This is a genomic window from Microcoleus sp. B3-A4 (assembly GCF_036705385.1).
In the GTDB taxonomy this organism is placed as follows: Bacteria; Cyanobacteriota; Cyanobacteriia; order Cyanobacteriales; family Microcoleaceae; genus Microcoleus.
The window spans coordinates 1-16,362 of the sequence record NZ_JAUBUI010000111.1; the positions used below are offsets into that span (position 1 = coordinate 1).

A 16,362-nucleotide genomic window follows, 5' to 3' on the forward strand; every position below is an offset into this window, starting at 1 on the left:
TATTTGTTACGTCACTAGAAATATATCTTTCTTTATCTATCTTAACATAGTTTTGTTTTTTCTCGCCGACCTACTTACCTAGTTTATCACTTTTTCGGTCTTAAGTAAACCGTATTGGGGACAATCCTCCTTGACGATACTTTTGCAGCCACCTAGTTACTGTTGAACCATCGCGTCCGAGACGTTCGGCCAGGGTTTTATGCTGAGTGATTTGTCCAGTTTTCAGCCACCACAACATTTGCAACCGTTCTTTCTGACTGGCAGTGCGACTGTTTTTTAGTTGTTTTTCCAAACTCTGTGCACTTTCTGCGATCACCAGAATCAGTTGGCGTGCCATACTAATTACCTCTAAACAGTATCTTTATTCTATGCAACTTCATGTAAAATTAGTATAAGAGGCTAGCTTCATAGATCTCAAATGGGTTCTATAATGCCGCCCCCTTTTTACCAGCCTTGGGTCTCCAAAGGCCGTTCCTTCTAGGAGGGAGACGTGAATTAGTATGGGATTGTCCACGGTTTATACCTCTCTCAAAACATGAGCCTAGTTTACTTTGACTTGTGTGTACACGGTAGATGTCTAAAGCCAGGGACTTCTCGCTTGTTTTTTGATGAAGAGAGGAAATTAAAAGTTAGGAGAAAATTGTATGCGCTCGACAAATATCAAAGGACCGATCGGCACTATTCACATCATCGAAGCCAGCCCCCCTGTCACCGCTGGGGAGTCGGAGGCGCTGCCGGTGGTGTTCGTGCACGGTATGACGGTTTCTGCGAGCATCTGGGAGGCGCAGCTTGCTCATGTCGCCCGTACCCGACGCGCGATCGCCCTTGATATGCGGGGACACGGTGATTCTGCACCGCCGGAGGACGGCAACTATGCGCCCGCCTCCTGTGCAGCGGATGTTTTGGCGGTACTGGATGGGCTGGGACTCGATCGAGTGGCGATCGTCGGGCACAGTTTCGGTGCTTGTATTGCCCTCGCTACAGCAGCCAGCGCACCGCACCGCATCGCGCAGTTGATCCTAGCAGACCCACCTGGAGATTTTACCAAGGTGCCTGCAGAGGTGCACGAGGCACGGATCGTCCCCTACCAGAGGGTTCTGGAGACGGAGGATTGGCGGGCTGCTGTGGAAACCAGTTTCAATGAGGCGCTGACAGGAAGCAGGGCCCATACGCGCGATCGGATTCTCGCTTGCTTGGCGGCGACTCCACGGGATTGTCTGCGTGGAATGTATCGCGGGATGTTTCCCTTTGAAGCTGTTGATGCTCTCGATCGCTACCTAGCAGCCCCTGGAACGCGGGCCCACGCCATTATTGCTCCCTCAAACACTTTTCCCTTCAGCCTCCACATCCTGCGTCCCACACTGACGACAACTACGCTACCCGATACGGGACACTGGCTGATGCTGGATGCGCCGGAGGCCTTTGCTAGGGAACTGGATATTTGTTTGGCAAAATAATCGATATGAATGACTCCTCGCTAAGTAGCTACAAACAGCAAATTCTTAATGACTTTAACAACCGTCAAAACTACGAAACTGAGCTTCATATACGGGCTGCAAACCGATTAGTAGAGTGGGCAAAAATACAACCGGATCAGCAAGTTTTAGATGTCGCTACTGGAACAGGTTTAGCGGCGATGGCTGCGGCTTTTGCTGTCGGTTCCACAGGTCGTGTTTTGGGAACTGACTGTGCTTCAGGAATGCTGCTGCAAGCCGAGCAGAAAGCCGCTGTTTCGGGATTGACGAATATCAGGTTTGAGAAAGTGGATGCAGACGAGCAAGAGTTCCAAGAAAGCCAATTTGATGTTATTTTGTGTTCGTCGGCGATCGTCTATTTCACAGATATCCCGACATCGCTGCGTCGATGGCACAATGCTCTGAAACCAAGAGGGTTACTTGCATTTTCCTGTCTGGCAGAAACCTCCCCTACCGCGTCTGTCTTGTTTCGGAAAGTAGTACAAAGATACGGTATTGCTATCCCGAATCCCAATGAGTTACTGGGAACGCCGCAGAGGTGTTGCCAAATGCTTGACAATATCGGGTTTGAAGACATCGAAATCACGACTGAGCAATTTGGCTTCTACTTGCAAGATGCGGAAGCTGCGTGGACTGGCAATGGCAAGAGTGCATTCGGGCTTCAAAATGTGAAATGGTCAGATGAACAGTGGCAGCAGTGCAAGCTGGAATATTTTACAGAAATAAATGAAGCTTCAACCGCAGCAGGTTATTGGAACGATATCACAATGTTCTTTATCAGAGCCCATAAATCTGGTCAAGTCGATGCACTCCTTACTTAACAAATCTTTTTTCAAAGTATGCAGCATATTCAGATCGCTAAAATTTTGGAGTTGGATGAGGGATTAATTATCCATTTAATTGAGGAAAGTCTGTCCCAAGGTTTTCAGTTTGTTGAAAGACTGGTTCGAGATTATCGTAATGGTTATAACTGCTTCGACAAGGTTGGTGAAGCTTTATTTATAGCGTCATCGCAGGAAAGAGCTATCGGAGTTTGCGGCTTGAATGGAGATCCTTATTTCAACGATCCAAAAGTTGGACGATTGCGGCATTTGTATGTTGAGTCAGCTTGGCGGGGAAAGGGGGTGGGGCGTTTATTGGTCGATCGGCTGATTTACGAAGCCAGTCAGCATTATCAGTTATTGACGTTGCGGGCAGATACGCCAGCAGCCGACAGGTTTTATCAAAAATTGGGATTCAAGACTCAGCGCAATTGGCAGCATACGACGCATCATTTACAATTGAGCGAGATAGACTGTGCGTGACTTTTAGTTTTGCCATAATTCATCGAGAGTTAAGTTGTGGGGGTTTGTGAGGATGAAGGCGTTGTTGTCTTTGATTAAGTCACCGCTACAGAGAATCGGCAAGCGTTCTTGATAAGCTTTAATCGCCAGGATATAATCTCTGTCTGCGAGTGTAGTTTGAATTTTCCGCAATTTGGCAATTACAAGACCGAGGAGAGTAATTTCGCCACTTAATTTTTTGGTATTTGGGGTGTGAATGTGCATAACAATTCCCTGAACAGTCGTGTTGGGAATGCGGGTAAGTAGTTCGCTTAAAATTTCAATTTGAGGGCGATTTTCTGCGTTTTCTAGGGTTTGGATTGCCTCGCGGATGCGGGCTGCATAATCTCCCAGGTTTTCCCGGTTAGGTAGCAATATTTCAAATTCTTCTGCATCGGCTGTTGGTTTGTACCAAAGTGTGGCATTATCTAAGAAAGGTTTGTCTTCATGCCAGCCGTGAGTTTGTAAGTAATCTCTCAGTTGATTTAGCTTGATTGTTTCGAGAGTTTGGCTATCTTTTACGGTGATTTTCATGGTTGAACTCCTTGGCTAATTCCCTCCATAATTGACTGAAGGGCGGCGACTGTAAATTGGTTGGTTCTGGGGATGGGGACGGTGACAGTGCTTGTGTTTTGTGTTTTTCGCTTTCCCCGCAGCGATATCCAATATCCGCAGCCTCTGATGCAGAGTTTTGTTTCGGACTGGGTTAACCAGTCTTCGGGTGTTTCGGGGATTAAAACGACAACTAAAATTCGGGGTATGGCGAAGTCATCCATTCTTAAGTCGTCGTAGTTTTTGAGCTTGAGGGGGTAGCGGATGGAGTTAGCGTCTTGGATATCACTTGATGTAGATTTTAACTGCAATTCTAAGCGAGGTGCTCTAATGGGGCCTGTCCCGCCTTTCGCAGCTACTCCCCAATCTATGCTGTCATCGTCTACGAAAGGTTTGTAGACGGAATAGCCGGCAACGGTGGTGACAGCTTGCAGGTAGATGTTGCTTAATTGTTCTTCTTGTTGGTTGATGTCATTAATTAATCCTCTCTGTATTTGAGTAGTTTACTTGACTAAAAAAGAAGATAAAATTACGTCAATAGCTGACAAAATAGCAGCGCATATTAGTGCCGAGATAGCCCTTTTAAACAAATCTGATATTTTGTCTCTGTTTTTCGCCAATTCCTTGATGGATTGATTCCAGTTTTCTATGATTGAGAGTCTATACTCTTCCTCTGTTATGTCAAGGCATTTTTCTCTTAATTCTTCTGGTAAAATTATTTGCCCTGCTATTTGCGGCTTAAATCCCAAGAAACAATAAATTAAAGAAATTATTAAAGCAAGGTAACTTGAAATCTTTAAAACCAAACAAAAATTACACTCCAAAGAAATATCCAAAGCATCAATATTTACTGCAAGCGAACGATCGGGTAAGGTTGAAAAAAAGCGAATTAGAGCTGCATCAAATCCCAGCACTACACCTAGTTTTGTATTAAGCCTATTGATACTCAGCTCTAAATCTTTTAATGCCTGAGAGGCGTATTCGTAAATTAGCGTTATATTGGGATTACATTCGTTATTACTCAAAAGAACCTCCATGTCTAATAATTCAGCAGATCAGCAAGAGTCTAATACTTCTCGAAAACCTCCCGAACCTCCAAAACCTCCAAAACCTCGTGAACCCATCAAGTTTGAAAAGACGGTGCATTTGAAAAATGATGGTGCGGGTTCCTGATATTTCTAGCTAGGTTCTCTAAATCCTTCACCCGAATCTCACCTGAGAGCACCTTGGGTCGCAAAACATCACGGGTTACAGCTAGGGTGAAGGATTGCTCTAAGCTTTTTCGATAATAGTTATCTTTACTTCGCACTCTCAGATTTTATCATTCCTCCTCAATTTCCACATCCACCGCTTATAACTCAGCTTCCAACTGCTCAATCGTCGGCAAACATCCTTTCAGGAAAAGCTGTTTCTAAGTCAACAGCTAAATTGTCTATAACTTTTGCTCCCCATCCTCGCTGCTGTTGCCTGTTTAAAATATTCCGTCCAATTGACCAGTAAAGCAACACTAATTCACAGTTAACAGAAAGTACGGCCCGCACTTGATATTGCACAATACGTTCCTTAAGTTCTCGCCAAAAATCATGATAATCTTCAGCAATTGACGAACTATCCGCCAGAACCCACCCTCGGCAGATTTTTCCGAATCATCGCCTCTAACTTGGCACTCTCGGCAAATTGCCTCTCCAACTTCGCCGTCAAATGCAGCATCTTCTCGTCCAAACCCTCCTCATCATCCTCCTCCTCCCAGGCCTCCGCCCCCACATACCTCTCAGGAGTTAAAACATAACACTTACCGTTTTGCTTTTTTGTTGCCCTTTGACTCCGCACCAGTGTTACAACTCTTCTGGAAAGTACATTTGCAGCCAATCTGCCCCGCCCTAAGCCAACTGGCCTAACTTCTCCAGAACTTAGGTAAAAAGCACCTAAAGTATGATGCGAAACTCGGGCAATACTCTTATTCTATAAATTCATCGGGCATTAAACCGATATCCACAACCGCCAAGATTTAGTGCCAAAAATTAAATCTTTCCGGCAAAAGTTGCTATTTAATGAATAAGACTTTACAATCCAGCAAGGTAAATGAAACTCTCAATGAGCAGTGCTGCAAGCACTAACCCGAAATGGGTCGCAAGTGCCAAAAAGCAGCAAAAGCTACATTTTTTAACTCTTTCAACAGCAAAGCATTGGCAAAAAACCCAGGGATCGACGGTTGGCATCTTGGAACGAATGCTTTGCTCGCAATACTACAAATGTATCAAAACTTGTCAGCCAAATTTAGTCCTAACAGATGCCTAGCTGTAACTCTTGCTGCGTAAGGTTTCAGTTTCTAATTAGGCTCGTTTTATTGTCTTTAACTACTTGAGGATTCGATCGCATGATTTCGCTTTCTACAACTCAATCCGATGTGCTACCTTTGCCTTCGCCAACCGTAACGGCTGCAACCCAAACCAGCGTGACTGCTGCAACTGGGGTGTGTGTGACGGTTCACGGTCACTTTTACCAGCCACCCCGGGAAAACCCTTACCTGGACGCGATCGAACGCCAAGCCAGCGCCTCTCCCGCCCACGACTGGAACGAACGCATTGACATCGAGTGCTACCGCCCGAACGCCTTTGCCCGCATACTCAACGATCGCGGCGAAGTCGCGGGGATCGTCAACAACTACGAGTATATGAGCTTCAACATCGGGCCTACACTGATGAGCTGGCTCGAACGCTACGACGCGGAAGTCTACCAGCGGATTCTGGAGGCCGATCGCAAAAGCTGTCAGCGGCTCAACGGTCACGGCAACGCGATCGCCCAAGTCTACAATCACATCATCATGCCCCTCGCTAACGAGCGAGACAAATACACCCAAATTCGCTGGGGGATCGCAGATTTTCGCTCCCGGTTCGGTCGCGATCCCGAAGGAATGTGGCTCGCCGAAACCGCCGTAGACTACGCCACCCTCGAAGTTTTAGTCGCTGAAGGCATCCGCTTCATTGTCTTAGCCCCCTCCCAAGCCGAACGCTGCCGCCCGCTAATCGGGCAAAACCACGAAGGGGAACATGGGCAAAATTCCGAATGGCACGAAGTCGGCGGGGGTCAAATCGATCCGACTCGCCCGTACCGCTGCTATTTGAAGCCGGAAATGCGGTTGATGGCTGACCACCAACTCTCGCCGCTGAGCACTCACTATTTTGGCCGCCAGCACTCCCAAAATTCCGAAGCCCCACCTGCCAACACTCCTTACATTGATATCTTTTTCTACGACGGCCCGATCTCGCGGGATATGGGCTTCAATGACGTTCTCAGCAGCAGCCACCACTTGGCCGGGCGCTTGGGTCAAGCAGTACGGGGAGACCACCGACCGGCTCAATTAATCTGCGTGGCGACGGACGGCGAAACTTTCGGCCACCACAAAAACAGTACCGAAAAATGCCTCGCCTACGCCTTCACAGAAGAGTTTCCCCGCCGAGGCTGGACGGTGACGAATTTTGCTCATTATTTAAGTCAAAATCCGAGCGCTTGGGAAGTTGAACTCAAACCCGTGACGGCCTGGAGTTGCTCTCACGGGGTCGATCGCTGGCAAGATGATTGCGGCTGCGGTGGTGGCGGCGGATGGCACCTCAAATGGCGCCGCCCTCTGCGGGATACTCTGAATTGGCTGCGCGATCGGCTGATTCCGATTTATGAAGAAGCGGGGCGCAAGCTGTTGAGCGATCCCTGGAAAGCCAGAGATGAATATATTGAGGTTATCCGGGATCGATCGGCCACTAATGTTGACAGTTTCCTTCAACGCCATCAAGTGCGCGAACTCGACGACGCCGAACAGGTGGACGCCCTGCGGCTGCTGGAAATGCAGCGCCACGCCTTGTTAATGTTCACTAGCTGCGGCTGGTTTTTTGAAGAAATCTCGCGGCCAGAAGGCGTGCAAATTCTGCGCTACGCGGCTCGGGCGCTGGAATTGGCGGCCGAAGTTACCGGCGTCCAGCTAGAAAAGGATTTTGTCGCTCAACTAGCCCTCGTACCCAGCAACGTTGAGTGTTTTAAAACAGGGGCAGAAGTTTACCGCCAACTGGTGGTGACAGCCCAAATTAGTCTCAGACAGGTGGCCGCCCACTACGCAATCAGTTCTCTGTTTGCCAAATTTTCCCGCGAAGAGCGACTTTACTGCTATCAGGCCGAGCAGGAAGATTTCCAAATTCAGCGCATGGGCTCGATGACTCTGGCTGTGGGTCAATTGCAGTTAACCTCGGAAATTACGCGGGAAACAGAGGTTTTTGTGTTTGCTGCGTTGCACCTCGGCGGCTGGGACTTCCACTGCTGCATTCAGCCTTTTGGCAGCCGTCGGTCTTACACTATGCTCAAAGAGCGGTTGTTTGGAGTTATGCAAGAAGCTTCGGCGTCCCACGCGATTCTGGAAATGGTACGCCTGTTTGGGGATCAGTCCTTTAGCTTGCGGGATTTATTTGCGGAGGAACGCCACCGGATCGTGCAGTTGCTGAGTCAGGAAAATTTGACTCGGTTGGATCAGCTTTACACTCAGGTTTACCGGGAAAATTACGGGGTGATAATGGCGTTCCACCGCGACGATCTGCAGGTGCCCGTAGAGTTGCAGGTGGCTGCTGAGGTGGCTTTGGGACACCGCTGTTTGACGGCGGCCAAGGCCCTGGAACTGGAAACCGAGGACGCGGAGGCGCTGCTGGCCGAAATTGAGGCGATCGCCACTGAAAGCGGCCATCTCCGCTGTCGGTTGAACGTTCCCGAAGTCAAGGAAATTTTGGAAAGGCTGGTTTGGCGATCGCTAGACACGCTACTGCAAGCTGGATCGGGCATGGATGATCGCTCGCCTGTCAATTTAGAAGCTGATATCCGCACGATCGAGCGTTTGATTGCAGTGGGCGATCGGCTGAGTCTGGGTTTGTGTCTGGATCGATCGCAGGAACTGTATTTCAATTCTCTGTACAGTCAAATTGTGCCTCTGTGTTTGGGCTGGCTGCAACTGCAAGAGGTGTCGGCGGGCGACAGTGTGGTCGCTGCCGTTGCCTTGGGGATTGCAGGTTCCGGCGCCGGCTGGGACTTGCCTTCGATCCGGCAGTTGCTGGAGTTGGGTCAAACCTTGGGCGTTGATGTTGAGTGTTGGTTAAATCAGTTAAGTAAATAGTTTCCTGATTAGCCAAATCAATTCCCGCCCTTGAGAATCCGCCCGATCGAGCTTTAAAGGCTGATCGGGCCTGCCGGTTCAACCGAGGATCTATCGGCATGGAGGCTTCCCGAGCTCGCGGCTGGCTATGGAAGCACCGACAGAACACCGACAAGTTTCTTTGAGTTTTCGCTGTACTTGTGTGGGAAGATAAAAAGACTGTCCGCAAAGCCTACAGGTGTTCTGCACCAGTAGGCTTTGCAGAGTTTTGAAGAGAGAAAACTAAATTTAAGTCTATGAAAGTTGGCGATCGCGTTTGCATTAAAAACTCTGTTGTTGTCTACCACCACCCTGAAAATCGCAGTAAACCATTTGATATTAAGGGTATGGAAGGAGAAGTCGTGGCGATCGTTCACGAATGGCACGGCCGACCTGTCAGTGCCAATTGGCCGGTTCTAGTTCAGTTTGACAAAAAATTTCGAGCTCACCTGAAAGAGGATGAGGTCGAGTTGATATCTTCGGAAGTCTAGCTGTCTCCAAAGTTGAAGCCGGAGCTCAAAGACAATATCCAATCCGGTCAGTCGATTTTAGATTTTAGATTTTAGATTTTAGATTTACTCCACAGATGAATCTGGAAGCTTGAACGATGGTCTAAAATTTTGGGCTGATCACTACTCCTGTCGGAAAGCAATTATCTGTTTTTGGGCGGGGGCCCTATAACTGTTGTAGAGTTTGTAGTGAGGAGTTCTGTTTTTTCTGTGGCTTTTAGTCGATCGGCGGGACTAAAGCCCTTACTACAAACCACCTTTTTTCTTCACTCCTTAATTTTTCGACCGTCCCCGGCTGAACCAGCCGAAGATATTCAAATCTCCCTGCATTTTCTGCAATTCCTGCTGATGCTGCTTGGCTGTAGCGTAATACCACTGGCAGTGAAGTTGTAGTTCTTGACGGTACTTAATTTCGTCGTAAAACTCGCGGACAATTTGATGTCTCTGAAAAATTTCGGCCGCGGGAGTCGGTTCTGGGGCAATGTTTTGCAACTCGTGGGGCAGCATGATTGTTTGGGGGCGACTGTGGCTAATATTTGCTGTAATGACTTTAAGCTAACACACTCAATCAATTTTGGATTTTAGATTTTAGATTTTAGATTTTAGATCGTATCCGTTTGATTTGGAATCTTATCTGATGATGTTTTGTAGGGGCCGGTTCGCCCAGATATTTGATAAGTATAGACAAATTATATAAACCCGCCCCGCCCCTATAATTGCGATGCAACCGGATTTGATATTAGTTTAAATTATTCAATCCAAAATCCAACATCTAAAATCTAAAATTATGTTAAAGCCATCCCCGCAGCCGATAAACGATTAAGCCGATATATTCTTTCAAAGCTTTAGTTGACTGGTTTAACTGATAGGTGTCCGGCAATAAATCCAAGGCGACTGCTTGCCAATTGCTTTGGGATGCTGCGATATCCTGCTGCGTTATCTGAAAGTCTGTTGGTGCAGCAATTGCTTTTATTCCCTGACGCTGGAAAATTAAGAGCGATCGAGTCATGTGCATCGCCGATGTCACTAGCAAAACCGGCCCTTTTATGCCTTTACTATCTAAAATTTTCCGCACGTTGACGGCATTTTGATAGGTGTTGTGTGAATCGGGGTCTTGCAGAATTGCTGATGCCGGTACGCCGATCGTTTGGGCAATTTCTGCCATGTCTGCCGATTCGGGAGACCCGCCACCTTTCCAATCTACTCTACCGCCGCTGAGAATTAGCAGGGAAGCTTTGCCTTGCTTGTAAAGTCGGGAACCATAGATTATGCGATCGCCCGCTTCGGCTAATTCTACCCAAGGACGGGGAGGTAAAGCTGCTTTGACACCGCCGCCCAAGACGATAATCGCTTCAGCTTGGGGGAGTTCGGCGGTTGGTAAGTTTTGCCATTCGAGCGATCGAACTAACGATTTTGAAACCCAACCGCTACTTCCGAGCAGTAAAATAATTAGAGCCGCAGCAATTGGCGCCGCCGCCCATTTGGGACGCTTCCAAAGTGTGATTAAAGCCGCCATCATTAACAGGCAACTCAACCCCAAAGGATAAATAAACAGTGGCAGGAGTTTCGACAGAAATACAAACATTCAATTGGGAATTGGGCATTGGGCATTGGGCATTGGGCATTGGGCATTTGTGACTGTTAACTGTTAACTAATGACTAATGACTAATGCTAGCGACGATCCTCTGGCCCAGACAACCAGTCTAACAATGTAGGAGCTTCACGCCTAGAAGTTTTGCTATATAGTTTGCTCTCGGTTTCCACTACTTCTTTATTGAGGATAGCATCCGAGGTTTTATCCTTGGAACGCATATTCGGGTTGAGTAGTAGTTCGTTGTGCCACCAAGCGACAATTAAACCTGCTGCCACACCACCGATGACACCAAGACCGAGACTCACGGGTAAGTTACATCCTACTAAGCGAAACCCAACGGTAAACAACACAAACCATATCAGCGCAGGGTTAAACCCCTTGGAGTCTCCGGTAAATTTTGGCATGAGCTGCAAGTTGTGTTTGTAATAACACAGAAAGATATTGACAATATTAGCAGACAATCAAATTGGCAAGGGCGATCGCTCTGCAACTACTCCCTACAAATCAAGTTTAATTGTACCTCTAAGTCTTGCGCGGTATCTACAATGTTTACAGAAATTTGCTCTAATTCTGTACAAGGTTCAAAAGCTGCTTGCTGCGAACTCAATAGTTCTGCCGTCGCGTCGGCAATATCGCCCTTGCGGTGTTGCAGTCGTTCTCGCAATACTTCAATTGGTGCGGTGCAGTAAATAATTTGCAGGGGCAAGCCGTGGGATTGAGCCTGATTAATCGCATCGGTTCTCAAGTTTTGCCGATCGAACTTTGCATCTAAAATCACATCCCAACCTCGGTCAGCAAGAATTATCCCCAACTCTAACAATCTACCATAAGTCTGGGCCGTCATTTCATCCGAGTACAAATCTTGCCCCCCGCGTTCATTTAAAGGAATTCCGCCTAAATGTTTGCGAACAGCATCCGATCGAATGTGAATTGCGCCAGTGCGACGAGCCAAATATCGAGCTGCTGTACTCTTGCCAGAACCAGACAAACCCGACATCAAAGTTAACTTTCCCTGGCGCGGTTTTGTGTATTGCCAAGCCAGTTTATAGTAATGAGCTGCTGTCTGTGAAATATCTGCTTTTTGGGTAGTTGAAATAGCGGAATCGTCCAACATTAACGAAGTTACTTTTGCTCTAACATAAGCTTGACGACTCAAATACAGAGGCAAGAGTTGCAGTCCTTCCCAATCCCCTGTTTGTTCGATGTAAGTATTGAGAAAAGCATTGCCTAAGTCTCTGCGCCCCCGCGATTCCAAATCCATTACTGTAAAAGCGACATCGTACATGACATCAACAAAGCGAAAAGGCTCGTTAAATTCAATGCAGTCGAACAGTAATATTTTATCTTGCCATAAGGCTATATTACGCAAGTGCAAATCTCCGTGGCACTCGCGAATTTTATTATTAGCAATCCGCAGGTTAAATAACTCTTGATTTTTGGCAAAAAACGCATCTGTATAATCTTTAGTTTCCTGAAATTGTGCCTGAGTCTGGGGCCCACCGATATATTTTTGTGAAATTCGGTAATTCTTATCTATTGTTGTGCGAATCTGACTGACTTCGCCAAATCGGCGAATGTAGCTATTACTAATTGCCGTGCTGTGAAAATTGGCAACTTCCCGCCCTAATTCTGCCATAAGTTGCTCGGTCAACAGTCCGCGTTCCAACAAACTGAGCAAGAGCGAATCTTGAGGAAATTCTCGCATTTTCAGCACGTATTCTACAGCAATTTCGCCAGAATTTATAGCAGGTAAGCTGCTACCCAAGTGAAACGAATCGCCACTTTGAAGAATTGGCAAAACTTCTAGATAAATTTCCGGTGCAGTGCGCTGGTTCATCAGCAATTCTTGATTGCAAAAATGCTGTCTCTTCTCCAAGGTTGAATAATCGAAAAAGCCAAAGTTAACTGATTTCTTGATTTTGTAAACATAGTCTCCTGTGAGGAGGACAAAGGAGCCATGAGTCTGAATTAGCTGCACTGGTTCTGTCACCCCGTGCGGGTAAAACCCGGGCTGCAACATTTGCTGAATCAGAGGTGGGAGACAAGTATCAGTCATATCGATTTTAGATTTTGGATTTTAGATTTTGGATTTTGGATTAGATCGATTTGGGCTTTGGGATTTAGATAAAGAGAACTTAAAGAAAATAGATGTTGAATTGAAGTCGATTTATTATAAAGTTGATAATTAGTGTAAACCAAAAATTACTGATGACAGAAAACAATCAAGATTCCCGTTCCGTGGATGTGTTTGGCGTAGGCAATGCCCTTGTAGACATCCTAGCATTGGTAGAAGATGAATTTGTACTCGCTCACGGGCTGAGTCGCGGCGGGATGACGCTGATGAATTCGGAAACCCAGGGGGGGATTTTGCACGATTTAGAGCACAATTCGCTGCAAATGCGATCGGGGGGTTCGGCGGCAAATACGATGATTGGTTTGGCTCAGAGTGGCGGTAAAGCGTATTATTCGGGGAAGGTTGCTAAGGATACTAACGGCGAATTTTATCGGCAAGATTTGCTGGCGGCGGGGATTGATTTTAATGTGCATCCTGCTGCTGAGTCTAAGGAACCCACTGGTACTTGTGTTGTGCTGACTACGCCGGATGCGGAACGCACGATGTGTACTAATTTGGGGGTTTCTACTACTCTGGCTGCGACTGATATTGATGTCGATCGACTGGCTCACTGCAAGTACAGTTATGTTGAAGGCTATCTTTGGGATGCTCCCGATCCGAGAAAGGCTAGCATTGAGACGATGGAACAGTCTAAGCGTCTGGGTGTGAAGGTGGCTTTTACTTTTTCGGATGGCTTTTTAGTCGATCGATTTGCTGATGATTTTCACAAGGTGGTTTCGGAATATTGTGATGTAATTTTTTGCAATGCTGATGAAGTTCGGAGCTTTTTCAAGGAGGAATCTCTGGAAGAGTGCGCTCGGAAAATGAGCGAGATTTCGGATTTGGCTTTTATCACTAATGGGGATAAAGGCTGCATGGTGGTAGAGAACAAACAGATTGTTGATGTGGCTGGATTTCCGGTAAAGGCGATCGATACTGTGGGTGCTGGAGATGCTTTCGCGGGCGGTGTTTTGTTTGGAATTACTAACGGTTTGAGTTCTGCACAAGCGGCTCGCTGGGGCAATTTCTTGGCTTCTAGGGTGGTGCAGATTCATGGGCCTCGGCTTGAGGGTTCTCAGGCTCATCTTTTGAGTGAGGTGATTTCTCGTTAGGAATTGAAAGGGGCGATCGCACTTTTTGTGTTAAGGGCGATCGCTCTTTTTTAAACCGCAGATGAAGGCAGATGAACGGGGATGAACGCAGATGCAGCAAGGGCAATTTATATGTATCTAGGACTTACGCATTGACAAAAAATATCATCTATGTATTCTAGACAATGCCATGACTGAATCGGTTTGCCAAAATATGCTCACGTATAACTGAAGTGAATAGATTCCTTTGGACTTCATACCAGTTACTAATTATTTTTTCAGACCGCATCAACTCCAATTTTACAAATGCTTGAAGTGAACAAAATATATGAGTCTTGATTGCAGAGGTGTCTCTCACCATGAAACGACAAATTCCACATACTTGTTTGATGGCTCTATGAAATGTTTCAATTTGCCAATGAGTATCATGAATTGTGAGAAATTCATTTCTTGTTATATCCTGAATCTTTGACTCGTCTGGCAAATACAAAATATAGTGTCTAGATGCCTCTTCTTTAAAGCTTTTCCTAAACAATTTTATAAATCCAAATTCTTTCAAATGAGTTCTTAATCCTGACTCAGGAATGACCAGAGTGCTTACCTGGCAATAATTATGTGGCTCATTGGAGACAGTCCTATTTTTTTCAATTCCGAAGAGAAAACCCAATTTCTGGTTTTTTAGAAATTTTAAATTTTCCACTCCTGAATACCAACTATCTCCTGTTACTATTTTTGGCTTGACTCCCCAATTTATTATTTCACTCACCATTTCTCTAAAGTAATCGTTTTTGGTTTTTCCCTCCTTTTTATCATAGATTCTGTAATTTATTGGGACTGAGTTACCATTAATATCGCTGTAATATAGGGTGATTAAATTTAAACCTATAATAGTTTTATGAGCTTTTCCTGACCAAAAATAACTAATCAATTCGGCATTTTTAGGGTCGCTGTAAATCTTTTCTATGACTGTATCGTCTACACTTAGTATCCCTCCTGTCAAATTGATTATTTTCTCTATCTGACTGAATAAGTCTTTCGGCTCATACCTTTCTCTTAACAAAAACCGATTGATAGAATCGTGAGAAACATCTCCCAATATCTCTGACAATCTGCTACATCCTCCCAGTTTGGGTTCTGACAACAAAAATAAGGTGTAAAGGTCGGCGTTGCATTGTGCCGTAGAGGGTTTAGTTATTTTTCTCATTGTTCCATCCTTAGAAAGGAGACGACAATTATTTATCAATTCACTGTTTGGTTATTTTGTCAATGCGTAAGTCCTAGTATCAAAAAAATTGATATAGTTTTCTCAGCAAGATGAGGTACAATCACAGCAGTGAGTAAACCAATTCCAAATATTTTCGCTCTGTAACTTCATTAAATGCAAAGTTTATCGCTTTTCCTAACTCTTAATAATTAGTCGTTTTGATAAAAAAGAAAATATTTTTTAGTTTGAAGCATAAATTTTCACGGTTGTGAGAAATCCGGCGAATATGGCGATAAATATATTAAGTTTTCCCTTAATTTCTGATGGCTTTTTCTATTTATTGTCCGGTATGAATAGTACAATTATCCATCACTACACAAACCGCTTTCCATGATTTTGGTACGAGCTTTCGGATGATAAAAGCCTCAAATGTCATTGCATCAGTTGTACCTGTTAAATTGACTGATGTTAGGAGTTCATTAACCGATATGTCTCCAATTATTGAGACATTATCAGAGGAATTAGCGCAAATGGGCGATCGCTATTCTGGACATCCCAAAGCCTTACAACTCGTCGCAGCCTTGATTCGAGATGATACCGAGTTTCAGGGAAATGTCGGGATTTTTCTGCACCAGAGAGACTGGTTGCTGATTCGAGATATTGAAAGAGCGATCGATGAAATGATAGCCCGTCTCAGCGACGGCGAGCAAACTTGTCTCAGCCGAATTTCTGTCTATCAAACTTCAGAATATCCGCTATCTTTTTCAGGGATTAGCGCTCAAATGCCAGAAGTTAGCAAGTATGAACTCAAAGAAAGTATTATTCAGGCACTCAAGCGCCGACAATTGCTATATTACGATCGCCACCTCAAATCATATCAGTTGCATCCGCTAGTTCGAGAAAAGGGCGAGTACCTGCTAAGTCAACATCCCGAAAATCTCCGTACCGCCCACAGCCAAGCCTATCACTATTATATCAACATTCCCCTCAAACCAAAATCGGAATGGCAAGATATCGAGGATATTAAGCCCCTAATCAGAGCGCACTATCATGCTTCTCAAGCAGGATATTTAGATGCAGCAAATGCGATTATTTCTGAAGTCTATGAGTATTTGCGGCAGTGGAATTGTGCAGAGTTAGTATGTGCAAATCTACCGTTGCCCTTGTTAACTGAAGTAAAAAACATTAGCCTTTAAGATGCGGGCAAGATGCCCACCCCACAATAAATTTGATGTGCTGTGGAACGGGCATCTTGCCCAGGGTAAACGCATCTAAATTAATTTGACAAAAACGTGAATTTGTGCATTACTAAATGACTAAAAAAACCTTCTTAA

The 16,362-nt window shown here is 45.6% G+C and carries 19 protein-coding genes; 7 read left to right on the plus strand and 12 right to left on the minus strand.

Annotated elements, in window-relative coordinates:
* Positions 1-100 precede the first annotated feature (100 nt).
* A complete protein-coding gene (locus QUB33_RS26565; protein WP_333356649.1) occupies positions 101-337 on the minus strand; it encodes a helix-turn-helix domain-containing protein in 237 nt (78 codons plus the stop codon).
* A gap of 307 nt (positions 338-644) precedes the next feature.
* On the opposite strand from QUB33_RS26565, the gene QUB33_RS26570 reads away from it, so the two are divergent.
* Genes QUB33_RS26570 through QUB33_RS26580 form a run of 3 tightly spaced genes read left to right on the plus strand, consistent with a single transcriptional unit; the run spans position 645 to position 2,779 of the window.
* Positions 645-1,457, plus strand: coding sequence for an alpha/beta hydrolase (locus QUB33_RS26570; protein ID WP_333356652.1), 813 nt, complete (start codon positions 645-647; stop codon positions 1,455-1,457).
* A 5-nt stretch (positions 1,458-1,462) separates the two neighbouring features.
* On the plus strand, positions 1,463-2,296 hold the full coding sequence (locus QUB33_RS26575; RefSeq protein WP_333356655.1) for a methyltransferase domain-containing protein: 834 nt from the start codon (positions 1,463-1,465) through the stop codon (positions 2,294-2,296).
* A gap of 18 nt (positions 2,297-2,314) precedes the next feature.
* Positions 2,315-2,779 carry a GNAT family N-acetyltransferase gene (locus QUB33_RS26580; RefSeq protein WP_333356658.1) on the plus strand — a complete coding sequence of 155 codons (465 nt, stop codon included), beginning with the start codon at positions 2,315-2,317 and terminating at the stop codon, positions 2,777-2,779.
* A 3-nt stretch (positions 2,780-2,782) separates the two neighbouring features.
* Here QUB33_RS26580 and QUB33_RS26585 read toward each other — a convergent pair whose 3' ends face one another.
* The 5 genes from QUB33_RS26585 to QUB33_RS26605 form a co-directional block, all read right to left on the minus strand.
* A complete protein-coding gene (locus QUB33_RS26585) occupies positions 2,783-3,331 on the minus strand; it encodes a hypothetical protein (protein WP_333356662.1) in 549 nt (182 codons plus the stop codon).
* Complete coding sequence (locus tag QUB33_RS26590) at positions 3,328-3,843, minus strand: DUF4365 domain-containing protein (RefSeq protein WP_333356689.1); 516 nt, start codon at positions 3,841-3,843, stop codon at positions 3,328-3,330. The genes QUB33_RS26585 and QUB33_RS26590 overlap by 4 nt, the downstream gene beginning before the upstream one ends.
* A gap of 9 nt (positions 3,844-3,852) precedes the next feature.
* Complete coding sequence (locus QUB33_RS26595) at positions 3,853-4,374, minus strand: hypothetical protein (RefSeq protein WP_333356666.1); 522 nt, start codon at positions 4,372-4,374, stop codon at positions 3,853-3,855.
* Positions 4,375-4,722: 348 nt separating this feature from the next.
* Complete coding sequence (locus tag QUB33_RS26600; protein WP_333356692.1) at positions 4,723-4,986, minus strand: DUF1016 N-terminal domain-containing protein; 264 nt, start codon at positions 4,984-4,986, stop codon at positions 4,723-4,725.
* Positions 4,958-5,218: a hypothetical protein gene (locus QUB33_RS26605; protein ID WP_333356669.1), complete on the minus strand. Its 261-nt coding sequence runs from the start codon at positions 5,216-5,218 to the stop codon at positions 4,958-4,960. Before QUB33_RS26605 ends, QUB33_RS26600 begins: the two co-directional genes overlap by 29 nt.
* 508 nt (positions 5,219-5,726) lie before the next feature.
* Between QUB33_RS26605 and QUB33_RS26610 the strand changes: the two genes are divergently transcribed.
* Together QUB33_RS26610 and QUB33_RS26615 are read left to right on the plus strand one after the other, a co-directional pair.
* Positions 5,727-8,498: a DUF3536 domain-containing protein gene (locus QUB33_RS26610; protein WP_333356672.1), complete on the plus strand. Its 2,772-nt coding sequence runs from the start codon at positions 5,727-5,729 to the stop codon at positions 8,496-8,498.
* Positions 8,499-8,773: 275 nt separating this feature from the next.
* Positions 8,774-9,007 carry a ferredoxin-thioredoxin reductase variable chain gene (locus QUB33_RS26615; RefSeq protein ID WP_333139898.1) on the plus strand — a complete coding sequence of 78 codons (234 nt, stop codon included), beginning with the start codon at positions 8,774-8,776 and terminating at the stop codon, positions 9,005-9,007.
* A gap of 291 nt (positions 9,008-9,298) precedes the next feature.
* Here QUB33_RS26615 and QUB33_RS26620 read toward each other — a convergent pair whose 3' ends face one another.
* The 4 genes from QUB33_RS26620 to QUB33_RS26635 all read right to left on the minus strand — a co-directional run bounded on the left by QUB33_RS26620 (position 9,299) and on the right by QUB33_RS26635 (position 12,676).
* A complete protein-coding gene (locus QUB33_RS26620; protein WP_333220794.1) occupies positions 9,299-9,532 on the minus strand; it encodes a hypothetical protein in 234 nt (77 codons plus the stop codon).
* A 283-nt stretch (positions 9,533-9,815) separates the two neighbouring features.
* Positions 9,816-10,610 (minus strand): YdcF family protein, encoded by a 795-nt coding sequence (locus QUB33_RS26625; protein WP_333356675.1) that lies wholly within the window; start codon positions 10,608-10,610, stop codon positions 9,816-9,818.
* A gap of 87 nt (positions 10,611-10,697) precedes the next feature.
* Positions 10,698-11,024 (minus strand): hypothetical protein, encoded by a 327-nt coding sequence (locus tag QUB33_RS26630; RefSeq protein ID WP_006635789.1) that lies wholly within the window; start codon positions 11,022-11,024, stop codon positions 10,698-10,700.
* A gap of 86 nt (positions 11,025-11,110) precedes the next feature.
* A complete protein-coding gene (locus QUB33_RS26635; protein ID WP_333356680.1) occupies positions 11,111-12,676 on the minus strand; it encodes an AAA family ATPase in 1,566 nt (521 codons plus the stop codon).
* Positions 12,677-12,828: 152 nt separating this feature from the next.
* On the opposite strand from QUB33_RS26635, the gene QUB33_RS26640 reads away from it, so the two are divergent.
* Positions 12,829-13,845 (plus strand): adenosine kinase, encoded by a 1,017-nt coding sequence (locus QUB33_RS26640; protein WP_333356683.1) that lies wholly within the window; start codon positions 12,829-12,831, stop codon positions 13,843-13,845.
* A 157-nt stretch (positions 13,846-14,002) separates the two neighbouring features.
* Here QUB33_RS26640 and QUB33_RS26645 read toward each other — a convergent pair whose 3' ends face one another.
* Positions 14,003-15,028, minus strand: coding sequence for an IS701 family transposase (locus QUB33_RS26645; protein ID WP_445299563.1), 1,026 nt, complete (start codon positions 15,026-15,028; stop codon positions 14,003-14,005).
* A 337-nt stretch (positions 15,029-15,365) separates the two neighbouring features.
* Positions 15,366-15,560: a transposase gene (locus QUB33_RS29740; RefSeq protein ID WP_445299564.1), complete on the minus strand. Its 195-nt coding sequence runs from the start codon at positions 15,558-15,560 to the stop codon at positions 15,366-15,368.
* Between QUB33_RS29740 and QUB33_RS26650 the strand changes: the two genes are divergently transcribed.
* Positions 15,517-16,224 (plus strand): hypothetical protein, encoded by a 708-nt coding sequence (locus QUB33_RS26650; RefSeq protein WP_333356686.1) that lies wholly within the window; start codon positions 15,517-15,519, stop codon positions 16,222-16,224. The genes QUB33_RS29740 and QUB33_RS26650 overlap by 44 nt on opposite strands.
* Positions 16,225-16,362: the final 138 nt, after the last annotated feature.

Bases quoted from the DNA above. Each gene is read 5' to 3' on its own strand.
- QUB33_RS26580 (WP_333356658.1), top strand. From the start codon at position 2,315: ATGCAGCATATTCAGATCGCTAAAATTTTGGAGTTGGATGAGGGATTA.
- QUB33_RS26565 (WP_333356649.1), bottom strand. From the start codon at position 337: ATGGCACGCCAACTGATTCTGGTGATCGCAGAAAGTGCACAGAGTTTG.
- QUB33_RS26575 (WP_333356655.1), top strand. From the start codon at position 1,463: ATGAATGACTCCTCGCTAAGTAGCTACAAACAGCAAATTCTTAATGAC.
- QUB33_RS26635 (WP_333356680.1), bottom strand. From the start codon at position 12,676: ATGACTGATACTTGTCTCCCACCTCTGATTCAGCAAATGTTGCAGCCC.
- QUB33_RS26645 (WP_445299563.1), bottom strand. From the start codon at position 15,028: ATGAGAAAAATAACTAAACCCTCTACGGCACAATGCAACGCCGACCTT.
- QUB33_RS26640 (WP_333356683.1), top strand. From the start codon at position 12,829: ATGACAGAAAACAATCAAGATTCCCGTTCCGTGGATGTGTTTGGCGTA.
- QUB33_RS26620 (WP_333220794.1), bottom strand. From the start codon at position 9,532: ATGCTGCCCCACGAGTTGCAAAACATTGCCCCAGAACCGACTCCCGCG.
- QUB33_RS26610 (WP_333356672.1), top strand. From the start codon at position 5,727: ATGATTTCGCTTTCTACAACTCAATCCGATGTGCTACCTTTGCCTTCG.
- QUB33_RS26585 (WP_333356662.1), bottom strand. From the start codon at position 3,331: ATGAAAATCACCGTAAAAGATAGCCAAACTCTCGAAACAATCAAGCTA.
- QUB33_RS26650 (WP_333356686.1), top strand. From the start codon at position 15,517: ATGTCTCCAATTATTGAGACATTATCAGAGGAATTAGCGCAAATGGGC.
- QUB33_RS26625 (WP_333356675.1), bottom strand. From the start codon at position 10,610: ATGTTTGTATTTCTGTCGAAACTCCTGCCACTGTTTATTTATCCTTTG.
- QUB33_RS26630 (WP_006635789.1), bottom strand. From the start codon at position 11,024: ATGCCAAAATTTACCGGAGACTCCAAGGGGTTTAACCCTGCGCTGATA.
- QUB33_RS26570 (WP_333356652.1), top strand. From the start codon at position 645: ATGCGCTCGACAAATATCAAAGGACCGATCGGCACTATTCACATCATC.
- QUB33_RS26615 (WP_333139898.1), top strand. From the start codon at position 8,774: ATGAAAGTTGGCGATCGCGTTTGCATTAAAAACTCTGTTGTTGTCTAC.